Source organism: Streptomyces angustmyceticus (assembly GCF_040701845.1).
Classification (GTDB): domain Bacteria; phylum Actinomycetota; class Actinomycetes; order Streptomycetales; family Streptomycetaceae; genus Streptomyces; species Streptomyces angustmyceticus_A.
In genome coordinates, this window is the sequence record NZ_JBFBHQ010000001.1 from 642,487 (window position 1) to 663,027 (window position 20,541).

The following is a 20,541-nucleotide window of genomic DNA, read 5'->3' on the forward strand; positions in this document are numbered from 1 at the left end:
CGGGCGCGGCCGGGACGCCTTACGGTCTCGACCGGTCCGGCACGGACCGGGTCACGGAAACAGGAGCAGGAGCAGGAATGAAGCTTTTCTGGCTTTTCGGGTGGATACGGCACGCCGAAGCGTTCGGGTACAGCCATGGCGCCCTCCCCGGCACCATCGGGACGATCGCCCTCCTCCTCACGGCCGTCGTCGTCGGCTGCGCCCTCCACCGCGTCGACCGCATCCGCCGCCTCCGCTACGCGGCACCTGCCGCGGCGGTCGCCGTCTTCGGCGCCGGAGTCGCCTGGCTCGCGACCAGTTGAGGCACGGTTCTTCGACCTCCAAGGGCCAGGGCCGCGCCCGGGCCCAGTGGCCCGGTCAGGCGGTCCGGGCGAAGCGCTCTTCGAGGGCGGCCAGGCCGGTGGCGTAGACGGTGTCGCCGAAGTGCCGCTCGATCTCGGGAACGAGTGCGTCGGCGGCCCCGTAGGTCGCGGTCCACCGGATCTCGGCTCCCGCGTGGTGCGGGTGCACGGACAGCGTGGCGACGTAGTCGGAGACGGGGACGGCGGATTCATGGATGGTGTACCGGAGCATCCGGCGCGCGTCGTCCTTCTCCAGGAGCCGTTCCCGGATGACCACCCGGCCGTCGACGGAGAACGCCTGCACCGCCCCGGGCGTCTCGGGATCGGCGCCGTCCTCGAAGACCGACGGCGGCAGCAGGGGGTGCCAGTCGGCGAGGCCGCCGAACCTGCCGATGAGCCGCCAGACGGCATCGGGGCCGGCGGTGACGACGGTGGTGCGGGTGAGCGTGTGCACGGGCGGACCCTTGATGGCGGGGGACTCCGATGCCTGCGATGACTGCGGGTGCCCCTGACCGGCCGTTGCCTCCGGCCGTTGCTCTCGGCCGCCGCTCACCACGTGCCGTCGCCGCGCACTACGGCGTCGGCGCCGCCGTCGATGAAGACGACCTGGCCGGTGACCAGTTCGTTCTCGGGAGCGGTGAGCCAGGCCAGGAGGGGGGCGATCTGTCCCGGCTGGGCGTGGCCGTGCAGGGGCATGGGGACGGTCGCGTCGACGATCGTGCGCATGTCGGCAGCGGCCAGCAGGGGTTCGGTCATCGGGGTGACGACGGTTCCGGGGGCGATGGCGTTGAGGGGGATGCCGGCGCCCGCCCAGTCGGCCGTTACGGCGGTGCGGCGTATCCACCGGGCGAGGGCGGCCTTGGTCGAGCCGTAGATCGCATGGCCCTCGCCCCGGTCGACCGCCGCCTGGGCGGCGGCCAGCGCCGCTTCCTCGTCACCGGCGAGCGCCGCGTCGGCGATGGCCGGGTCGTGAGGGTGGACGGCGGCGACCGAGGCGATGGCGACGGCGCGCGGGGCGGTACCGGCGGCCAGCAGGGGACGCAGTCCTTCCAACGTGGCGACCGCGCCGAAGTAGTTGACGCTGACGGCGCGCGGCGCGAACCCGGCGAGACCGGCGCCCGCGATCACGGCGTCGAGCCGCCCACCGCTCAACTCAGCCGCCCGCCGGACCAGATGGGCCCGGCCCTCGGGGGTGGCGAGGTCCGCGACGATGTCGGCGTCCTGGAGGTCGGCGCCGATGACCGTGTGCCCCTGCGCCGTGAGCCGGGCGGCGGTGGCCTTGCCGATGCCGGAGGCGGCTCCGGTGATGAGGTAGGTGCGGGGCATGGCCGGCTCCTTCGCTGCGCTGATCCGGGCTGATCGGTGGTCGGTCGGGGCGTCGGTCGATCGGTGACCGGTGATCAGGGTACGCCTTTTTTGGCATGCCGTGCCATAAATTCTCTGGGAGAATGCGGAACCGAGGTGAAGCACGGCGAGGAGCACACCATGGCGGCAGCACGGGGCCGTCCGTCCCTGACGGACCAACGGCGCCTTCAGACGCAGCTGGAGATCGCGGAGGCCGCGGCGACCCTGTTCGCCGACCGCGGTTACGACACGACGACGGTCGAGGACATCGCCTCGGCCGCGGGCATCTCCCTGCGCACCTTCTACCGCTACTGCCCGGCGAAGGAGGACGCCCTCACCCCGCTCTTCGCCTCCAGCGTCGGCCACCTCGTGGACGTCCTCGCGGAGCATCCCGCCGAAGAACCGCTCAGCACGGCCCTCGACGCGTCCTTCGGGACGGCGACGGCCGAACGGCGCCTGGCGGACGCCGCCCGGGCCCGCCGGCTGGTCCGGGTCCTGGGGACCGTCCCCGTCCTCAAGATGCGCTGGCTCGCCGCGGGGCGGGAGATGCAGGAACGGCTCGCGCCCGCACTGGCGTCCCGCGCGGGCGCCCCCGTCGGCAGTCTCGAAGTGCGCCTGCTGACCACCGCGGTACTGGATGCGTTCACCGTCACCATGGAGCACTGGGCGTGGCAGGACGAGCCCGGGGAACTCGTCGACCTGATGCGGCGCGCACTGTCCTTCCTGCGGCTCGACGAACTCCGGGCGCAGCCGGAACCGTCCACCGACAGGTAATCAACCTCCCGGAATCCGGAGCAGGTTGTCCCCTGGATCCGGATTCCGGGCACGTTGCCCCCTGGACCGGGATCCGGGGCACGTGGCACCCCTAGATCCGGGGCACGTTCCGCAAGTTGGAGCGGGCCATCTGCAGCATCCGGCCGACGCCGCCGTCGAGCACGATCTTGCCGGCCGACAGCGCGAAGCCGGACACCATCTCCGCGCTGATCTTCGGCGGGATCGACAGGGCGTTGGGATCGGTGACGACATCGACCAGCGCCGGCCCCTTGTGCTTGAAGGCCTCGCGCAGGGCGCCGCGCAGGTGCTTGGGCTTCTCCACCCTGATGCCGTGGGCCCCGGCCGCGCGGGCGATGGCCGCGAAGTCCGGGTTCTTGTTGCCGGTGCCGTACGACGGCAGGCCGGAGACCAGCATCTCCAGCTCCACCATGCCCAGCGAGGAGTTGTTGAACAGCACCACCTTCACCGGCAGGTCGTACTGGACCAGGGTGAGGAAGTCGCCCATCAGCATGGAGAACCCGCCGTCGCCCGACATCGAGACGACCTGGCGTCCGCGGTCGATGAACTGGGCGCCGATCGCCTGCGGAAGCGCGTTGGCCATCGAGCCGTGGCTGAATGAACCGATCACCCGGCGGCGGCCGTTGGGCGTGAGATAGCGGGCCGCCCAGACGTTGCACATGCCGGTGTCGACCGTGAAGACCGCGTCGTCGTCGGCCTCCTCGTCCAGGACCGAGGCCACGTACTCGGGGTGGATCGGCAGGTGCTTCTCGACCTTCCGGGTGTAGGCCCTGACCACGCCCTCCAGGGCGTCGGCGTGCTTCTTCAGCATCCGGTCCAGGAACCTGCGGTCCGTCTTCGGATTCACCTTGGGCATCACACCGCGCAGCGTCTCGCGGACATCGCCCCAGACGGCCAGGTCGAGTTTGGAGCGGCGGCCGAGGTGTTCGGGCCGGACGTCGACCTGCACGATGGTGACGTCGTCGGGCAGGAACGCCTCGTACGGGAAGTCCGTGCCGAGCAGGATCAGCAGGTCGCACTCGTGGGTGGCCTCGTACGCCGCGCCGTACCCCAGCAGTCCGCTCATGCCGACGTCGTAGGGGTTGTCGTACTGGATCCATTCCTTGCCGCGCAGTGCGTGGCCGACCGGGGACTTCACCCGCTCGGCGAACTCCATGACCTCGGCGTGCGCACCCGCGGTGCCGCTGCCGCAGAACAGCGTGACCTTGTCGGCCTCGTTGATCATCCGGGCCAGCGTGTCGATCTCGGCGTCCCCGGGGCGGACCGACGGGCGCGTGGTGACCAGGGCGTGTTCGATGGTGCGCTCGGGGGCCTGCTCGGCGGCGATGTCGCCGGGGAGGGAGACGACCGAGACCCCGCGCTGGCCGATGGCGTGCTGGATCGCGGTCTGCAGCACCCGCGGCATCTGCTTGGTGCTGGAGATCAGTTCGCTGTAGTGGCTGCACTCGACGAACAGCCGGTCGGGGTGGGTCTCCTGGAAGTAGTTGGTGCCGATCTCGCTGGACGGGATGTGGGAGGCCAGGGCGAGGACCGGGGCCATGGAACGGTGGGCGTCGTAGAGGCCGTTGATGAGGTGCAGGTTGCCGGGACCGCAGGAGCCGGCGCAGGCCGCGAGCGAGCCGGTGAGCTGTGCCTCCGCCCCGGCGGCGAACGCGGCGACCTCTTCGTGGCGGACCTGGATCCAGTCGATCGCGGAGTTGCGGCGGATGGCGTCCACCACCGGGTTGAGGCTGTCGCCGACGACCCCGTAGAGCCGGCGCACCCCCGCCCGCACGAGGATGTCCACGAACTGCTCGGCCACGGTCTGCTTCGCCATGTCGCTGTCGCTCCTTCGACGGGTGGGGGCTGCCCGCTGAGGCGGAGGGGGCTGCTCTCCCATGAACCCATGCGGTGCCGCGGCGCGCCTCCGCTGTGCGTCCCCTCCCCCTCCGCGCTCCGGCTCCCCGTGTGCCCGGCGCTACGACTCCCACACCCCGACGGCCGTACGGTCCATCGCGTGGCCCTCGGCCCGTAGTTGCGAGGCGGCGAGGAAGTCCACCAGGCCCGGCGGCTCGGCGGTGGACCACCGGTCGGCCAGCCGGGCGGCGAGGGCGGGCCCGTCCCGCAGCGGCTCGGCGAGGCCGGCGCTGCACAGCAGCAGCGTGTCCCCCGGACGGGCGAACGCCGTGCGGAAGAGGAACGGCTCGGACCGCTCCGGGCCCTCGGCCGACGGGTACGGGTCGTGCGCCGGCTCCTGGGCGGGACGGGGCAGTCCGGTGCCGCCGCCCGCCGTTCTGCCGGCGGTGTGGTCCGTCACGGCGGGCTCCAGGTCCTGCCAGGCCCCGTCGCGCAGCAGGAAGAGGCCGCCCGCGCCGACACCGAAGAACACCCGGGTACGGCAGTCCGGGTCGGCGGGTACCAGCAGACAGCGCAACGCGGCCGGCTGCCACCCCGCGGGTGCGTCCCGGGGCCGCTCCGCGGGGGCGTCCCGCTCCGGCGCCCGGCCGCGCAGTTTGCCGTAGCTGCGGTCGGTGAGCCGCTGCAGCCCGGATTTGAGGGCGTCGCGACGCTCCGCCTTGATGTCCTCCGCCAGTCGGGTGTAGCTGCGGCCGATCGCGCCACCGATCCAGGTGCAGGCGTCCCGGGCGTCCCTCGCGGCACGGTGGGCGCCCCCGGCGGACGGCCGGCCGGTGGCGACGGCCACCAGGATCAGCGCGTGCCGGCCGGCCCCGAAGCGGGTGGTGAGCAGCGCGTCCCGGCGCACCTCACCACGAACGCGGGCGGCGTCACCGCGCTGCGAGGCGGCCCGCAGGGTCAGCGCGCCGTAGCAAGAGCCGTCGAGGGTGGTGTCGGGCACCGGGTCGTCCAGCACCGCGGGGTCGGCTTCGGGCAGTTCTCCCGGCTCGGCGGGCTGGGCCGACCCGGCCGGCTTGACGGGCTCGGCTCCGGGGGAGGGCGAGTGGGCAGGTGCGGGGGTGGCGGCGGTGGGTGGAGGGGTGTCGTGGGGGTCGGGCGGGGTCGAGCGTCGGTTGACGGGTGGGAGATCGGCGGCCCGGCGGTCGGGGGACGGGGCGGGGGTCGAGGGGTGGTCCGGGGACGGGCGGTCGGCGGCTCGTCGGTTCGGGGCCGAGGGGCGGGCGGCGGACGGGCCGGGGGCGGAAGGGCGGTCGGTCGACGAGCGGTCAGCGGACGGGCGGTCAGCGGACACGCCGGGGGCCGAGGGGCGGGCGGCCGACGGGCCGCGGGGCGGCGGGCTGTCGGGGGCTCGTCGATCTGAGGACGGACCGTCGGCGGCTCGTCGGTTCGGGGCCGACGGGCCGTCGGCGGACGGGCCGGGGGCCGACGGGCGGTCCCGAGACGGGCGACCGGTGGAGGTCCCGCGCGTCCCGGGGCCGGTCGACCGGAGCGGGATCGGTGGGGACGGCTCGGGCGGGGAGGGGGCGGTCCTGCCCGGTGGTTTTCGCGGCGGCGGCTCGGCCGCACCGGAACTCGGAGGCGGGGTCGGGGTCGGGGTCGGGGTCGGGGGCTTCTGCCGCGTCGTACCGCCCCTCCGCGGCGCTCCCAGCGCCCGCAGCGCCGACGCGACCCGTTCGTCGAGGGTGTCCACGGCGTCGGACGGCCCGGCATCGCCCACCGTGCCGGGTGCCGGGGCGCCCTCTCCCGCGCCCTCGCCGCCGTACAACTGCCGCCACCAGTCGTCCTCGTGGCTCCGCGCGGCTCCCTGCTGATTCATGGGCCGTATTGTCCCTGCGCGACCACGGCCGAAACAGGGCGCGAAAGAGCGTCCACCGGGCGGCCGGCCTCCTACGGGTGACCGGCCGCAGGACTTCAGCGGACGGCGCAGGTCATGGGTGGCCCGGTGGAGCGGAGGACCGGGGACGTCGGCCGGTCCGGCCTTCGGCGTCGTCGGTTTGACGGGGTGAAACGGGAGGGGCGGGGCTGACGACGGCCCATCCGGCGGGAATGTGGCCCGGCCGGATGGGCATGTGGTCCGGCCGGCGGGCATCCCCTCCTCGGCGGGCGAGCACCCCTCTGACCCGGCCGACGCCCGTGGCCCGGCCGATGCCCCTGGCCCTGTTTACGGCCCTGGCCCGATCGACGTCCCCGGCCCAAGCGGCACCCCGGCCCCGGCCACTGCCCCCGCTCCGGCCGGCCGGCAAGCGCTTCCGGGCCGCTTCCGGCACGCTGGGCCCATGAGAGTGTGCAGCCTACGAGCCGTCACGGCGTCTGTGCCCGCCGGGTGTGAGGCCGGAAGGTGAACGCGTGCGGCGAGCGGGCCGGCGGACGGTGCGTGCCTCGCGCGGGCAGGCCGGCCGGGCGTGACAGGGCCTCCGCATGAGCGTGTGGCAGTTGGTCGCGGTCGGTCTGGTGATGCTGCTGGGGCTGCTCGGGGTGCTCGTACCGGGCATCCCCGGCCCGCTGATCGTCTGGGCGGCCGTCCTGTGGTGGACGCTGTCCGAGAAGTCCTCCCTCGCCTGGGTGGTGCTCATGGGCGCGACCGCCGTACTGCTCCTCAACCAGACGCTGAAGTGGCTGCTGCCGGTCCGCAACCTGCGGGCCGCGGGCGCGCCGTACCGGGCGCTGTTCCTGGCGGGCGTGGCCGGCATCGTGGGGTTCTTCGTGATCCCGGTCATCGGCGGACCGCTGTGCGCCGTCGGGGGCCTCTACCTGCTGGAACGCGTCCGGCTCGGCAGCCACGGCGACGCCTGGGCCTCGACCCGTACCGCCATGCGCGCCATCGGCCTGAGCGTCCTGATCGAGCTGTTCGCCTGTCTCCTGGTCGCCGGCACCTGGGCGGGAGCGGTGGCGGCAGGCTGAGACCTCACCCGGCCCGGCCCCGGCACCGCCTCCCCCCCATCAGCATCTCTCCCCCGCCGTCCGCAGCCCGTGGTGCCACAGATGGTGCGGGCCCATGCGCCCCACAGTGCCGCCACGCGCCAGTCGGGCCCACCGGCTCGAAGGTGGAAGCCGGCGAGGCAGCCGGCAGAGGTCTTGTCGTAGCGAGTGGTGATGCCTCTCCTTGCTGCCCTTCTTCTTACGGTTGACAGCTTTGTCCATACGGCTCCCACTCGGCTGGTCGAGTGGGAAACTCAGCGGACGTGACGACCTGAGGAGTTCAAGGCATGGCAACAGGTGCGCTTGACGGGCCGGTTCCGGCAGCAGCCGTACGCGGGCAGCGAGTCCTCGACCTCCTGGACAAGGCAATCGACATCCAGAGCCCGCTGGTGCGCAAGAACATCGCCCGGGCCCGCCAGCGGAACCCAGAGGCGACACCGGCACAGGTGATCCGCAATCTGGAGCGGATGTACGTCAGCGCCTTGACCGGGACGGGTGCTGCAGTTGGAGGAACTGCGGCCGCGCCCGGCGTCGGCACGGGAGTCGCACTGGCACTGTCGGCAGGCGAGACTCTCTCATCTCTTGAGCTGAGCGCCCTCTACGCGCTCTCGATCGCCGAAGTCCACGGGGTCCCCCTCGACGAGATCGAGCGCCGCCGAACGATCGTGATGGGAATCATGCTCGGCGGGACCGGCTCCACCACCATCACCAAGGTCGCCGAGCGTACGGGGCAACACTGGGGACGTCAGGTTGTCGCCAAGGTGCCTGTCGAGACGTTGCGTCAGATCAACAAGATCTTGGGGAGGAACTTCGTCACGAAGTACGGGACCAAGCAGGGAATCATCGTTCTCGGTCGAGTGGCACCGTTCGGTATCGGCGCCGTGATCGGTGGTGGCGCCAACGCTGCCATCGCCACCCTGGCTGTGCGGGCCGGTCGTCGCGCATTCGGCCCACCCCCGACGTCGTGGCCATGCCTGACGCGCAGCACACCGCCCACGCCCGAGAACCCGCATGGTTGACCGTCGGTGCAGCTGAAGGGTGTCGAGTGCCCCGCCTCCACCACCGGAGTCGGCTACGGCACCTGCACCGCGCCGGCGGGGGTGCGCAGTGGCCGGTGGGTGACCGTGGCCGCGCCCCTCGCACTGGTCACCCACCACCGACCACCCCGTCCAGGCGTCAGTCCTACTGACGCCGCTGGCCGAGGATGCGGAACTCGTTGCCTTCGGGGTCTGCCAGGACGACCCACGCTTGTTCGCCCTGGCCGACGTCCACGCGCCGTGCGCCGTGCGCCTCCAGGCGGACCACCTCGGCGGCTTGGTCGTCGGGGCCTGGAGTCGAGGTGCGGTCGGCTCTTGGCCTTCTTGCTTTCCTCGAGCCGGACGAAGTCCATACCCGGAAGGCGGTCCGGCGCCGGGCGGATCTCGAACTCCTCCTCGGACGGAATTGGGCCCCGCCCCAGCTCCGGGACCCGGCGTCGGCCCCAGCCCCCCCGCCCCGGTCGGCCCCGGAGCACGTGCGGCGCCGGCCCCGGCCCCGGGTACAGGCCCCGGGGCCCCGGGCCGCTACCTCACCTCTGCGGCCCCCGCTTCCGTTCCATCATGTGGCGGCCCAGCGCCTGCTTCTGCTTCCAGTCCCGGCGGATCTCGGCGCGCAGCCGGGCGTCCGTCTTGGCCACGATGCGCTGGTTCTCCCGCAGCAGCTTGCGGTAGCTCTCCAGGCGCCGCAGGGGCAACTCGCCGTTTTCGACGGCCTCTTGGACCGCACAGCCCGGTTCGGCCTCGTGTGCGCAGTCGTGGAAGCGGCACTCCTCGGCCAGCGACTCGACATCCGAGAACGTCCGGGACAGGCCGGTCCCCGCGTCCCACATGCCGACGCCGCGCAGCCCCGGCGTGTCGATCAGCACCCCGCCGCCGGGGAGCGCCCGCAGGTCGCGGGTGGTCGTGGTGTGCCGGCCCTTGCCGTCACGGTCGCGGATGGCCTGCACCCGCTGCAGTTCCTCACCGAGCAGGGCGTTGGCCAGCGTGGACTTGCCCGCGCCGGACTGCCCCAGCAGGACGGAGGTGCCGCCCGCGAGCACGGCGGTGACCACCTCCACCCCCTCGCCGGTCATCGAACTGACCGCCAGCACCTGCACCCCTGGGGCCGCGGTCTCCGCGTCCGCGACGAGATGCGCCAGAGTGTCCGGCCCCCCGGCCAGATCGGCTTTCGTCAGCACCACCAGCGGTTGTGCCCCGCTTTCCCAGGCCAGCGAGACGAACCGCTCGATCCGCCCGAGGTCCAGCGCATCGGCCAGCGACACCGCGATCACCGCGTGGTCGACGTTCGCCGCGAGGATCTGTCCCTCGGAGCGCTTGGAGGAGGCGGACCGCAAGAACGCCGTGCGCCGCGGCAGCAACGCCCGTACCACGCCGTCGAGATGGCTGCCGGTCAGCCCGTTCTCCAGGTCGATCACGGCCCAGTCGCCGGTGCACGGCACCCGCATCGGGTCGCTCGTGGCGACCAGCGCGGTGTCCGCCAGTACGGTCCGGACGCCGGCGCCCTCGCCCGTGCCCTCGGCGACGACGGCATCCACCCGTCCGCGGTCCACGCGGACGATACGGCCGGGCACCGTCCCGCGCCCGGCATGGGGGGTGAAACTTTCCGCGAACCCGTCGTCCCAGCCGTAGGCGGCCAGCGGGTGCGCAGCAGAGAAATCGAGGTCCAACAACGGGATGACCCTTCAGGAAGGAGCAGCCCCGGCCGCCCGCGCAAGGCGCGGGAAGAAGAAAGATGATGTCGAGTCAGCCGGAGACCACGGGAGAGAGGTTGATGGTCTTCTGGACGCGGGCAGCGCCCTGCGCAGCGACAGTCATCGGTCCTCACCTCCCGGTATTTCTCGACAGCCGACGACGGTGACCTCGGGTCCCGTCCGGAACACTGCCGACCTTAGGCCGTCCCGGAGCGGCAGTGCCACTCCTTTTTCCGCCCCCCTTTTTCCGCTCCCCTTCTTCCGCTCCCCTCTGCCCGTTGCCTTCGCCCGCTCCCTTGTCCCCCTCCCCTCGCCCGCTCCCTTGTTCCGCGCCTTTGCTACGCCGCCGTTCGCCCCGCCGCCGCGTCCATGTGCCCCGTCGGGTGCAGCGCGGCGTACTCCAGGGGCGCCGACGGGTCGATCGAGACGTCCAGCGGGGCCGGAGCGGTGCCCGCACGGACCAGGAGGTCCCCGATGGCGGCGATCATCGCCCCGTTGTCGGTGCACAGCCGCAGCGGCGGTACCCGCAGGGTGATCCCCGCGGCGGCGCACCGCTCCTCCGCCAGGCTCCGGACCCGGGAGTTGGCGGCGACCCCGCCGACCACGACGAGGGTGCCGACACCGTGGTCGGTGCAGGCGGCGACCGCCTTGCGGGTCAGGACGTCGGCGACCGCCTCCTGCAGTGCGGCCGCGCCGTCCGCCACCGGCAGCTCCCGGCCGCGGTGCCGCTCCGCCCAGCGCGCGGCGGCGGTCTTCAGGCCCGAGAACGAGAAGCCGTAGGGGTCGTCGTGCGGCCCGGTCAGCGGGCGGGGAAAGCGGACGGCGCGCGCGTCGCCCCCGCGTGCCGTCCGGTCGATGGCCGGTCCCCCGGGATACGGCAGCCCGAAGACCCGGGCGGCCTTGTCGAAGCATTCTCCCGCCGCGTCGTCGAGGGTGTCGCCGAGGTGCACGATGCGGTCCCGGGCCAGGTCGCGGACGAGCAGCAGCGACGTGTGGCCGCCGGAGACGATCAGCACCACGCAGGGGTCGGGCAGCGGGCCGTGCGCCAGGGTGTCGGCGGCGACATGGCCGGCCAGGTGGTGCACGCCGTACAGCGGCACGTCCAGCGCGTACGCCAGGCTCTTCGCACCGGCCAGCCCGACCTGGAGCGCACCGGAGAGCCCCGGCCCGGTGGTCACCGCGACCGCGCCGATGTCGGACATCCGCAGCCCGGCCTCCGCGAGCGCCCGGTGCACCACCGGCGTGAACGAGTGGAGATGGGCGCGGGCCGCGACCTCCGGCACCACTCCCCCGAACCGGGCGTGCTCGTCCATGCTCGACGCCACGGCATGCCCCAGCAGCCGGCCGTCCCGGACCAGGCCGGCGCCCGTCTCGTCACAGGACGACTCGATGCCCAGCACGACGGGTGTCCCACGCATGCCGTTCTCCTCTCGCATCCGGCGGCCAGCTTTCTGCGCCGGCTTCGTAACTGCGAAGGATATGCAATAAGCGCGGGCTGCCGTCCCGCGACCGCCTCATGCCCCCGTGGCGCCGTCGATGGTCTCCCTGAGCAGGTCCGCATGGCCGTTGTGGCGTGCGTACTCCTCGATCATGTGGACCAGGATCCAGCGCAGCGAGACGCCCTGGCCGCCGGCGTGACCGGCTTCCTCCTCCGAGAGCTTGCCGGTGGTGTCGAGCGCGGCGCCGGCGGTCAGTTCACGGCTGCGGGCGACTTCGGCCTGCCAGCGGGCCAGGGCCTCGTCCATTCCGCGGTCCGGGGCGAGCGTGAAACCGTCCGCGTTGTCCGCCTCGTGGACCGGCGGGACGTCCTGGCCTGCGAAGACCCGCTGGAACCAGTTGCGTTCGACCTCCGCCAGGTGCTGGACCAGGCCCAGCAGCGTCATGGCCGACGGCGCCACCGGGGCGAGGCGCGCCTGACGGTCGTCCAGGCCCGCGCACTTCAGCGCGAGCGTGGCGCGGTGGAAGTCCAACCAGCCTTCCAGCGTGGCGCGTTCATCGGCCTGCAGGGGCGGAATCGGCCGCCCGTCCGGTGTGGCATCCATGGGCTCAGCCTTTCACGGGCGGGGGCCGGGGGCCGAGGGCCAGGGGCCGGTCCCTGAGCCGGTCCCGGCGGCCCTGGGGGATGGTGCGGCGAAGGCGGGAAGCGCGGCCGGGAGTCCCGTTCGGCGGCCGGCAGCCCCCTCCGTACGGACCCGTCGGAACGAGGAGAGCGGTACGAAGAAGGCGGCCGGGTGCCGCCCCGGAGCGGGCACGTCGGCGGGGCGCGGGACCCGCTCGGCCGTCCGCCCCGCGGCGGAGCACAATGCTAGACATGGGGCATGACGGAATTTTTCGGGCGAGAGGGTGACGATTCCGCGTCATCACACTCCCCGGGACGACGCCTCCGCTCGCTGCTGCAGGTGCCCAGCGTCGCGGGCCAGGTGTTCGTGCTGCAGCTCGCCCTCGCGGTGCTGCTGGTCGTCGCCGCCGTCGTGGCGCTCGTCCTCCAGGCGGAGGGCGCGAGCATGCAGGAGGCCCGTCAGCGTTCCCTCGTCGGGGCCGCCGCCTTCGCCCATGCGCCCGGCACCCTCGCCGCCATGAAGTCCCGCGACCCCACCGCGCTGCTGCAGCCCGGGGCGGAGGCGGCGCGCAAGGCCGCCGGTGTCGACTACCTCGTCGCGTTCAGCCCCACGGGCATCCGCTGGACGCACCCCGACCCCCGGCTGATCGGCAAGCATGTCGTCGGCGCCGGCACCTCTCCGCCGTCGCTCCACGGCAAGCCGCGCACCGCCACCTTCACCTCGTCCGTCGGTCCCGCGGTGAACACGACGGTTCCGGTCGCCGGCCCGGACGGCTCGACCGCCGGGTACGTGGCCGCCGGGATCCGCGTCCAGCGGGCGGGCGAGCGGGTGGTGCGGCAGTTGCCGCTGGTGCTCGGCGCCGCCGCCGGCGGGCTGCTGGTGGTCGCCGGCGGGGCTGCGTGGGTGAGCCGCCGGCTGCGGCGGCAGACGCACGGGCTGCAGCCGGCCGAGCTGCGGCGGATGTACGAGCACCACGACGCGGTGCTGCACGCCGTACGGGAGGGCGTGCTGATCATCAGCGGCGGGCGGCTGCTGCTCGCCAACGACGAGGCCCGGCGGCTGCTCGCGCTGCCCACCGACGCGGAGCGGCGCCCGCTCGCCGATCTGGGGCTGGAACCCCGGCTGGGCGCGCTGCTGGCCTCCGGCCGGGAGGCGACCGACGAGGTGCTGCCGGCGGGCGACCGGCTGATCGCGGTGAACGTCCGGCCGACGGCGCCGCACGGCGGGCCCGCCGGGACGGTGGTGACGCTGCGGGACACCACCGAGCTGCGGACGCTGGCCGGCCGGGCGGGCGTGGCCCAGGAGCGGCTGAAGCTGATCTATGACGCGGGGCTGCGGATCGGCACGACGCTGGAGGTGGGACGGACCGCCGAGGAGCTGGCCGATGTCGCGGTCCCCCGGTTCGCCGATGTGGCCACCGTCGAGCTGCTGGAGCCGGTGCTGCGGGGTGACGAACCGGCGGCCGGGCCGGGCACCGGCCTGCGGCGGCTGGCGGTCAGCGGGGTCCCCGAGGCCTCCGCGATCTACCGGGTGGGCGAGGTCCTCAGGTTCGCGACCGGCACGCCGATGGCCACGGCCCTGACGAGCGGCCGCCCGGTCCTGGTGGACGATCTGCCCCGGTCGGACGAGTGGCGCCGGCCGGACCCGGAGCACACCCAGCGGGTGCTGGACGCCGGTATCCGGTCGCTGATCGCCGTACCGCTGCAGGCCCGCGGCGTGGTGCTGGGGCTGGCCAACTTCTGGCGGACCGGGGCCGCCGGCGGGTTCGAGGAGGAGGATCTGGCCTTCGCCGAGGAGCTGGCCGCGCGCGCCGCGGTCGCGATCGACAACGCCCGCCGCTACACCCGCGAGCACACCACGGCCGTCACCCTGCAGCGCAGCCTGCTCCCGCAGACCCTGCCCGAGCAGTCCGCCCTGGAGGCGGCGCACCGCTACCTTCCCGCCCGCGCCGGGGTCGGCGGCGACTGGTTCGATGTCATCCCGCTGCCCGGCGCCCGGGTCGCGCTGGTGGTCGGCGACGTCGTCGGACACGGGCTGCACGCCGCCGCCACCATGGGCCGGCTGCGCACCGCGGTCCACAACTTCTCCGCCCTCGACCTGCCGCCCGACGAACTGCTCAACCATCTGGACGAACTCGTCACCCATATCGACACGGACGAGGCGGGGACGGCGGACTCCGGCACCGGCGCGGACGGCGGGGACGAGGGGACCTGGCCGGGCGGCGCGGACAGCGCCGCCGAGGGCGCGCCGACGCGCCCCGGGCGCACCGGCATCACCGGCGCGACCTGCCTGTACGCCATCTACGACCCGGTCGGCGGCCGGACCACCCTGGCCCGGGCGGGCCACCCGGGGCCGGCCGTGATCGCCCCCGACGGCACCGTCTCGTTCCCCGAGGTCCCCGTCTCCCCGCCGCTGGGCCTGGGCGGCAGGGAGCCGGTGGAGACCACGGAACTCACCCTGGGCGAAGGCTCCCGGCTGGTGCTGTACACGGACGGGCTGATCGAGGGCCACGACCGCGACATCGGCCGGGGCCTGGAGCTGCTGCGGACGGCTCTGGCCGGCGCGGCGGACCGCGCCCCGGAGCAGATCTGCACAGCGGTGCTCGACACGATGCTGCCCGAACACCCCAGTGACGACATCGCCCTGCTGGTGGCCCGCACCCGGCTGCTGGAACCCGGCCGGGTCGCCGAATGGGACGTGCCCTCCGACCCCGCGGCCGTCGCCCGCATCCGGTCGGCCTGTCTGCGCACGCTGGAGTCGTGGGGGCTGGCGGCGCTGTCCTTCACCACCGAGCTGATCCTCAGCGAGCTGATCACCAACGCCATCCGCTACGGGGCCCAGCCGATCCGGGTGCGGCTGCTGCACGACCGCGCCCTGATCTGCGAGGTCTCCGACGGCACCAGCGCCTCCCCGCACCTGCGCCGGGCGGCCACCACGGACGAGGGCGGCCGCGGCCTCTTCCTCGTCGCCCAGTTCGCCCAGCGCTGGGGCACCCGTTACACGCCCAACGGCAAGGTCATCTGGACCGAGCAGACCCTCGACGGCGGCCGGCCGGAACCCGGGCCGGACTCGGTCGACGACATCCTCGACCAGTGGGACGACGTTCCTGCGCTGTGAGGACGTTCCTGCGACGACGTTGCTGTGCCCCGCCTCCCCTCGCGACTGCCGTCGGATGCACCCCCGTTGCCCCCTGGCTAAGCTCGGTGAAGGGGCCGAAGATCTGATGATGGAGGCTCCCCGTGGTGCAGCTGCCCGAAGCGCGTGACCTGGCCCCTCGTCTGGCCACCGGTGCGTTCCTGCTGAATTCCGGGCTGACGAAGTTGCGGGCCGACGAGGCCACCGCACAGGCGGTGCACGGCATGGCCTGCGTCGCGTACCCGTTCCTCGACCGGATGCCCGCCGAGCGGTTCACCCGGCTGCTGGCGTGCTCGGAACTCGCCCTCGGCGGCGCCCTGCTGGTGCCGTTCGTACCGACCCGGCTGGCCGGGCTGGGCCTGACCGGCTTCTCCGGCGGGCTGTTCGGCCTGTATCTGCGCCTCCCCGGCATGCGGCAGGAGGGCAGTCTGCGGCCGACCCAGGACGGGATCCCCCTGGCCAAGGACAGCTGGCTGCTGGGCATCGGGCTCGGGTTCCTGGGCGCGGCCGGGCGGCGGAAGCGGGCCGCGGCCGCCCGGTACCGGCACGCCTGCCGGCGCTACCACGGGCACCATCACCGGGGCCGCTGCCGGTGCTGAGCGCGGCGACGGCAAGGGAGCCGGCCGAGCGGAGGCCGGGCCCGGTCAGCGGCGGCCCGTGTGCCGCCGCAGCGCCCGTACGGCGGCGGCGCAGCCCGCTGCCGTGACGCCGGCGAGGAGGAGGACCAGCAGGCCGGTCCGGTCCTGCGGCCGGAAGGCCAGATCGGAGCGCTGGTTGAGCACAAAGCCGTCGTAGAACATCCAGGACACCAGGGCCACGACCGGCGCCAGCACCGGCCGTGCCAGCAGGGACACGGCGGCCGTCAGCAGGGCGAAGACCGCGAGCGCCGCCGTGGCGTGCGCCGCCGTGCCGGTCAGCAGCAGGGCGGTCACCAGCAGCGCCGCTCCCAGGGCGCCGAGCGGCAGCGCGAGGTCACGGGCCAGGGCGCCCGGGCCGGGCCGCGTCCGGCGGACCGGCCGCGTACGGGGCACGGCCACCCGCGGGAGGCGCGGGGTGCGGGGGATGCCGGAGGCGTGGGGGACGTACGTGCGGCGTGCGGGCGCCGGGCGGTGAAGGGCGGCCACGAAGAACACCTCCTGCTGCGGCCCCGCGGCGGACCGGACGGTCCGGTGGACCCGCGAAGGACCCTTGCCGCCAGACTGCGCGCCCCGGACCGGTGCGGGAGCGCTCGGGTGCGGTCCTTGACGCCGTGCCTACGAGCAGCGGGCGCTTTCTGACGCGGCCTTGACGGCGGGGCGCACCCGCCGATGTCGCCCGGCGCGGGGTGGGACACAGCGCCGCTGACGTGGTGATGCATACTCGCTCCTCGTTGCCCCAACGACGACCGATGATCGGCAGGCCCTCCCCGCATGACCACTGTCCAGGCGGACCCCACGCCGTCCCCCACCACCGCCTCCAAGAGGTGGCGTGCCTGGCTCCTGGACGGACTGAGCAGCCAGGCCGCCCGCCACCCCGGGCCGCACGGCACCCCGCCGGCCGAGCACAAGGGCCACTCCTGGTGGCGCGTCATGTGCCTCACGGGCGTCGACTACTTCTCCACGCTGGGCTACCAGCCGGGCATCGCCGCGCTGGCCGCCGGGCTGCTCTCGCCGTTCGCCACGCTCGTGCTGATCGCGCTGACGCTGCTGGGCGCGCTGCCCGTCTACCGCAGGGTCGCCAAGGAGAGCCCGAACGGCGAGGGCTCGATCGCCATGCTGGAGCGCCTGCTGCCGTGGTGGGCGGGGAAGCTGCTGGTCCTGGTCCTGCTGGGGTTCGCGGCCACGGACTTCATCATCACCATGACGCTGTCGGCCGCCGACGCCTCGGCGCATGTCGTGGAGAACCCGTTCGCCCCTCCCCTGCTGCACGGCGCGAACCTGTGGATCACCCTGGTGCTGCTGGCCGCCCTGGGGGCGGTGTTCCTCAAGGGCTTCCGTGAGGCGATCGGCATCGCCGTCGGGCTGGTCGGCACCTATCTGGCGCTGAACATCGTGGTCCTGGGCACCGCGGCCGCGCAGGTGCTGGCGCACCCGGTGGTGGTCGGCAACTGGTGGGACGCGATGACCGCCGAGCACTCCTCGCCGGTGGCGATCGTCGGGGTGGCGCTGCTGGTCTTCCCCAAGCTGGCGCTCGGCATGTCCGGCTTCGAGACGGGCGTGGCGGTGATGCCGCAGGTACAGGGCGACGCCAGCGACACCGGGGCCCGCCCGGCCGGGCGGATCCGGGGCACCCGCCGGTTGCTGACCACCGCGGCGCTGGTGATGAGCGGCTTCCTGCTGCTGTCGAGCCTGGCCACCACGCTGCTGATCCCGCAGAAGGAGTTCGAGGCCGGCGGGTCGGCCAACGGACGGGCGCTGGCCTACCTCGCGCACCGGTATCTGGGCGAGGCCTTCGGCACCGTCTACGACCTCTCCACCATCGCCATCCTCTGGTTCGCCGGTGCCTCGGCGATGGCCGGGCTGCTCAACCTCGTACCGCGCTATCTGCCGCGTTACGGCATGGCGCCGGAGTGGGCCCGCGCGGTGCGTCCGCTGGTGCTGATCTTCCTGGCCACCGCCTTCGGCATCACCTTCTTCTTCAACGCCAGCGTCGACGAGCAGAGCGGTGCGTATGCGACCGGTGTGCTGGTGCTGATGCTCTCGGCGTCCTTCGCCTCCACCGTCGCCGCCCGTCACCGGCGGCTGCGGGCGGCCACCGCGGGCTTCGGCGCCATCACCCTCGTCTTCGGCTACACCCTGGTCACCAATGTCATCGAGCGGCCGGACGGCCTGAAGATCGCGCTGCTGTTCATCCTCGGCATCCTGCTCACCTCGTTCGCCTCGCGGGTGCACCGGGCCTTCGAACTGCGCGCCGTACAGGTCGACTTCGACGAGACCGCCGAGCGGCTGATCGGCGCGGCGACGGCGGCCGGGCCGCTGCGGGTCATCGCCAACGAGCCCGACGAGCGGGACGAGGCCGAGTACCGGGAGAAGGAGTACAGCCAGCGCGAGGAGACCCACATACCCGACGGCCGGCCGGTGCTGTTCCTCGAAGTGACCGTCAGGGACTCCTCGGACTTCACCACCGATCTGCACGTGAGGGGCGAGGAGCGGTACGGGGCGCAGATCCTGCGGGTGGAGGGCGCCGGCGTGGCGAACACCATCGCCGCCGTGCTGATGCAGCTGCGCGAGCACACCGGCCAGGTCCCGCACGTCTACTTCAACTGGACCGAGGGCCATCCGCTCGGCCATCTGCTGCGGTTCCTGGTCTTCGGTGACGGCGAGGTCGCCCCGGTCGCCCGCGAGGTCCTCCGGCGCGCCGAGCCCGACCCGGCCCGCCGCCCGCGGGTCCACGTCGGCTGAAGCACGGGGCCCGCCCACGGCCACCCGCACACGGCTCCCCCGACCGGCTGTGACAGGCTGCCCGCAGATGCCCGGCCGGTCAGGTCGCCGGGCCGAGGAGATCGGGATACCGCGCCCATGAACACGCCGGACGCCTCGGGCCGGGAGACGCTCTCCCCCGCCGTACACCGCACCGCCGTCGCGGCGGAGACCGCGAGGTTCGTGGCGGCACTGGACGGTGCGCAGCTGTCGCTGCCGGTACCCGGCTGCCCCGGCTGGACGCTCCGCGACCTGGTCCGGCACACCGGGAGCGTGCAGCGGTGGTTCTCCCTCCTGCTGCGTCAGCGCATCCAGGAGCCGCCGCGCAGCCGCGAGGTGGAACTGGAGCTGCCCGCCGACGACACCGGCTGGGCCGACTGGCTGACGGCGAGCGCGGCCCGGGCCGCCGACGCGTTCGCCGGGACCGACCCGGACGCCCCGATGTGGGCCTGGGGGGTCGATCAGCACGCCCGGTTCTGGATGCGGCGGATGCTGTTCGAGACCCTGGTGCACCGCACCGACGCGGAACGCGCCCTGGGCCTCGGCACGGACATCGACCCCGGGCTCGCGGCCGACGGCGTGGACGAGTTCCTGGTCAATCTGCCGTTCGCGACCCCCTTCGCCCCCGGGGTGGCGCACCTTCGCGGCGACGGGGAGACCCTGCGCTTTTGGTGCACGGACACCGCCGGTGACTGGCTGGTCCGCCTGCGGCCCGACGGCTTCGAGGTGACGCCCCGGGCCGGGGACGCGGCGGCCGGCCCCGCCGACGCCGTCGTGCAGGGCCCCGCCGCGGACCTGTTGCTCCGCCTCTACGGGCGCCCGCCCCGCGGCACGGACACCGTCGGGACGTCGGGCGACGAGGAACTGCTGACGCGCTGGTTCACCCACTCCGCGTTCTGAGGCGGCCCCCGGCGCTCCGTGGCAGCGTGGGGCCCATGTGTCACACCGGTTCGGTCCCCTGGCCCGCGCATGCGGCCCGTCGCGACGAGGGCGGGTGACCGATGGACGCACCGGACCTGCTCGCGGAACGCTTCGAGCGGCACCGCCCCCGGCTGTGGGCGGTGGCCTACCGGCTGCTCGGCTCAACGGGCGAGGCGGAGGACGCCGTCCGGGAGACCTGGCTGCGGCTGAGCCGCTCCGGCCCGGGCGAGGCGCCGGACCGCGTCGGCCCGCTCATGACGACGGTGGCGCGGGTGGCGCTCCGCATGCTGCGCTCGCGCCCGTCACAGCAGGAGCACGCCCGGGACGCGCACCGGCCCGCCCCGGGTGGGAGCCGCGCGGACGAGGACGTCGCCCCCGGGCACCGAGCGGTGCTCGCCGACTCCGTCGGCCTGGCGCTGCTCCTCGTCCTCGACACGCTGGCGCCCGCCGAACGGCTGGCGTTCGTGCTGCACGACATGTTCGCGGTGCCCTTCGACGTGATCGCGCCGGTCGTCGGCCGCTCCCCGGCCGCGACCCGGCAGCTCGCCGACCGGGCCCGCCGCCGGGTGCGCAGCGTGGCCGGCCTGCCGGAGACCGATGTCACCCGGCAGCGCGCGGTCGTCGACGCGCTGCTCGCCGCCGCGCGTGCCGGGGACGTCGAGACGCTGGCGGCACTGCTCGACCCGGAGGTGGAGCTGTGCACCGACGCCGCGGCCGCGCGGGCGGGGACGCGCCCGGCGCACGGCCCGGCGGCGGTGGCCGAGTCCCTCGCCGGCTGCGCGGAGGCCGCGCGCCCCGCTCTCCTCGGGGGAACCGTGGGCCTCGTCCGGGCCCCGGGCGGTATCCCCCGCGCGGTGGTCGGCTTCACCATCAGGGACGGCCGGGTCCTGGCCGTCGCACTGCTCGCCGACGCCGAGCGCATCGGCCGGCTCGACCTGGAACTGCTGGACGGCTGGACGACCGTCGCCGGAGGGTTCGGCGGCCGCCGGTAGCCGGCAGGGGGCGCA

At 73.8% G+C, this 20,541-nt stretch carries 17 protein-coding genes and 1 pseudogene; 9 read left to right on the forward strand and 9 right to left on the reverse strand.

What is annotated here, in order from left to right; all coding sequences use genetic code 11:
- Positions 1 to 77: 77 nt before the first annotated feature.
- Positions 78 to 302 carry a hypothetical protein gene (locus tag AB0411_RS02730; protein WP_366415358.1) on the forward strand — a complete coding sequence of 75 codons (225 nt, stop codon included), beginning with the start codon at positions 78 to 80 and terminating at the stop codon, positions 300 to 302.
- Between the two features lie 55 nt (positions 303 to 357).
- On the opposite strand, the gene AB0411_RS02735 is transcribed toward AB0411_RS02730, so the two are convergent.
- Entirely contained in the window at positions 358 to 795 is a 438-nt protein-coding gene (locus tag AB0411_RS02735) for an SRPBCC family protein (protein WP_366415359.1), read from the reverse strand.
- A 95-nt stretch (positions 796 to 890) separates the two neighbouring features.
- On the reverse strand, positions 891 to 1,667 hold the full coding sequence (locus AB0411_RS02740) for an SDR family oxidoreductase (RefSeq protein ID WP_366415361.1): 777 nt from the start codon (positions 1,665 to 1,667) through the stop codon (positions 891 to 893).
- A gap of 159 nt (positions 1,668 to 1,826) precedes the next feature.
- Between AB0411_RS02740 and AB0411_RS02745 the strand changes: the two genes are divergently transcribed.
- Entirely contained in the window at positions 1,827 to 2,459 is a 633-nt protein-coding gene (locus AB0411_RS02745) for a TetR family transcriptional regulator (protein ID WP_366415362.1), read from the forward strand.
- A gap of 91 nt (positions 2,460 to 2,550) precedes the next feature.
- On the opposite strand, the gene AB0411_RS02750 is transcribed toward AB0411_RS02745, so the two are convergent.
- Both AB0411_RS02750 and AB0411_RS02755 read right to left on the reverse strand, forming a co-directional pair.
- On the reverse strand, positions 2,551 to 4,293 hold the full coding sequence (locus AB0411_RS02750) for a pyruvate dehydrogenase (protein ID WP_366415363.1): 1,743 nt from the start codon (positions 4,291 to 4,293) through the stop codon (positions 2,551 to 2,553).
- A gap of 141 nt (positions 4,294 to 4,434) precedes the next feature.
- Complete coding sequence (locus AB0411_RS02755; protein WP_366415364.1) at positions 4,435 to 5,664, reverse strand: protein phosphatase 2C domain-containing protein; 1,230 nt, start codon at positions 5,662 to 5,664, stop codon at positions 4,435 to 4,437.
- A 1,127-nt stretch (positions 5,665 to 6,791) separates the two neighbouring features.
- Here AB0411_RS02755 and AB0411_RS02760 point away from each other — a divergent pair.
- Positions 6,792 to 7,274: a DUF456 domain-containing protein gene (locus AB0411_RS02760; protein ID WP_366415365.1), complete on the forward strand. Its 483-nt coding sequence runs from the start codon at positions 6,792 to 6,794 to the stop codon at positions 7,272 to 7,274.
- A 305-nt stretch (positions 7,275 to 7,579) separates the two neighbouring features.
- A complete protein-coding gene (locus AB0411_RS02765; protein WP_366415366.1) occupies positions 7,580 to 8,311 on the forward strand; it encodes a hypothetical protein in 732 nt (243 codons plus the stop codon).
- Between the two features lie 163 nt (positions 8,312 to 8,474).
- Here AB0411_RS02765 and AB0411_RS02770 read toward each other — a convergent pair.
- The 4 genes and pseudogenes from AB0411_RS02770 to AB0411_RS02785 form a co-directional block, all read right to left on the reverse strand.
- Positions 8,475 to 8,730: pseudogene (locus AB0411_RS02770) on the reverse strand (VOC family protein); the annotation flags it as partial.
- A 129-nt stretch (positions 8,731 to 8,859) separates the two neighbouring features.
- On the reverse strand, positions 8,860 to 9,999 hold the full coding sequence (gene rsgA / locus AB0411_RS02775; protein WP_366415367.1) for a ribosome small subunit-dependent GTPase A: 1,140 nt from the start codon (positions 9,997 to 9,999) through the stop codon (positions 8,860 to 8,862).
- A 359-nt stretch (positions 10,000 to 10,358) separates the two neighbouring features.
- The gene (gene tsaD, locus AB0411_RS02780) at positions 10,359 to 11,438 is read right to left on the reverse strand and encodes a tRNA (adenosine(37)-N6)-threonylcarbamoyltransferase complex transferase subunit TsaD (RefSeq protein ID WP_366415368.1); all 1,080 of its coding nucleotides are present in this window, start codon (positions 11,436 to 11,438) and stop codon (positions 10,359 to 10,361) included.
- Positions 11,439 to 11,534: 96 nt separating this feature from the next.
- Positions 11,535 to 12,062, reverse strand: coding sequence for a DinB family protein (locus AB0411_RS02785; RefSeq protein ID WP_366415369.1), 528 nt, complete (start codon positions 12,060 to 12,062; stop codon positions 11,535 to 11,537).
- Positions 12,063 to 12,410: 348 nt separating this feature from the next.
- Here AB0411_RS02785 and AB0411_RS02790 point away from each other — a divergent pair, with 348 nt between their 5' ends.
- The gene (locus AB0411_RS02790) at positions 12,411 to 15,197 is read left to right on the forward strand and encodes a SpoIIE family protein phosphatase (RefSeq protein WP_366415626.1); all 2,787 of its coding nucleotides are present in this window, start codon (positions 12,411 to 12,413) and stop codon (positions 15,195 to 15,197) included.
- Positions 15,198 to 15,319: 122 nt separating this feature from the next.
- Positions 15,320 to 15,814 (forward strand): hypothetical protein, encoded by a 495-nt coding sequence (locus AB0411_RS02795; RefSeq protein ID WP_366415370.1) that lies wholly within the window; start codon positions 15,320 to 15,322, stop codon positions 15,812 to 15,814.
- Positions 15,815 to 15,859: 45 nt separating this feature from the next.
- Here AB0411_RS02795 and AB0411_RS02800 read toward each other — a convergent pair whose 3' ends face one another.
- The gene (locus AB0411_RS02800; protein WP_366415371.1) at positions 15,860 to 16,339 is read right to left on the reverse strand and encodes a DUF4118 domain-containing protein; all 480 of its coding nucleotides are present in this window, start codon (positions 16,337 to 16,339) and stop codon (positions 15,860 to 15,862) included.
- A 285-nt stretch (positions 16,340 to 16,624) separates the two neighbouring features.
- On the opposite strand from AB0411_RS02800, the gene AB0411_RS02805 reads away from it, so the two are divergent.
- The 3 genes from AB0411_RS02805 (at position 16,625) to AB0411_RS02815 (ending at position 20,526) form a co-directional block, all read left to right on the forward strand.
- Complete coding sequence (locus AB0411_RS02805; protein ID WP_366415372.1) at positions 16,625 to 18,595, forward strand: amino acid transporter; 1,971 nt, start codon at positions 16,625 to 16,627, stop codon at positions 18,593 to 18,595.
- Positions 18,596 to 18,712: 117 nt separating this feature from the next.
- Positions 18,713 to 19,513, forward strand: a complete 801-nt coding sequence (locus tag AB0411_RS02810; RefSeq protein WP_366415373.1) for a maleylpyruvate isomerase family mycothiol-dependent enzyme — start codon at positions 18,713 to 18,715, stop codon at positions 19,511 to 19,513.
- Between the two features lie 101 nt (positions 19,514 to 19,614).
- Complete coding sequence (locus AB0411_RS02815; RefSeq protein ID WP_366415374.1) at positions 19,615 to 20,526, forward strand: sigma factor; 912 nt, start codon at positions 19,615 to 19,617, stop codon at positions 20,524 to 20,526.
- Positions 20,527 to 20,541: the final 15 nt, after the last annotated feature.

Coding starts and splice junctions, on each gene's coding strand:
- AB0411_RS02810 (WP_366415373.1), top strand. CDS start 18,713: ATGAACACGCCGGACGCCTCGGGCCGGGAGACGCTCTCCCCCGCCGTA.
- AB0411_RS02760 (WP_366415365.1), top strand. CDS start 6,792: ATGAGCGTGTGGCAGTTGGTCGCGGTCGGTCTGGTGATGCTGCTGGGG.
- AB0411_RS02765 (WP_366415366.1), top strand. CDS start 7,580: ATGGCAACAGGTGCGCTTGACGGGCCGGTTCCGGCAGCAGCCGTACGC.
- AB0411_RS02740 (WP_366415361.1), bottom strand. CDS start 1,667: ATGCCCCGCACCTACCTCATCACCGGAGCCGCCTCCGGCATCGGCAAG.
- AB0411_RS02745 (WP_366415362.1), top strand. CDS start 1,827: ATGGCGGCAGCACGGGGCCGTCCGTCCCTGACGGACCAACGGCGCCTT.
- AB0411_RS02785 (WP_366415369.1), bottom strand. CDS start 12,062: ATGGATGCCACACCGGACGGGCGGCCGATTCCGCCCCTGCAGGCCGAT.
- tsaD (WP_366415368.1), bottom strand. CDS start 11,438: ATGCGTGGGACACCCGTCGTGCTGGGCATCGAGTCGTCCTGTGACGAG.
- AB0411_RS02815 (WP_366415374.1), top strand. CDS start 19,615: ATGGACGCACCGGACCTGCTCGCGGAACGCTTCGAGCGGCACCGCCCC.
- AB0411_RS02805 (WP_366415372.1), top strand. CDS start 16,625: ATGACCACTGTCCAGGCGGACCCCACGCCGTCCCCCACCACCGCCTCC.
- AB0411_RS02730 (WP_366415358.1), top strand. CDS start 78: ATGAAGCTTTTCTGGCTTTTCGGGTGGATACGGCACGCCGAAGCGTTC.
- AB0411_RS02750 (WP_366415363.1), bottom strand. CDS start 4,293: ATGGCGAAGCAGACCGTGGCCGAGCAGTTCGTGGACATCCTCGTGCGG.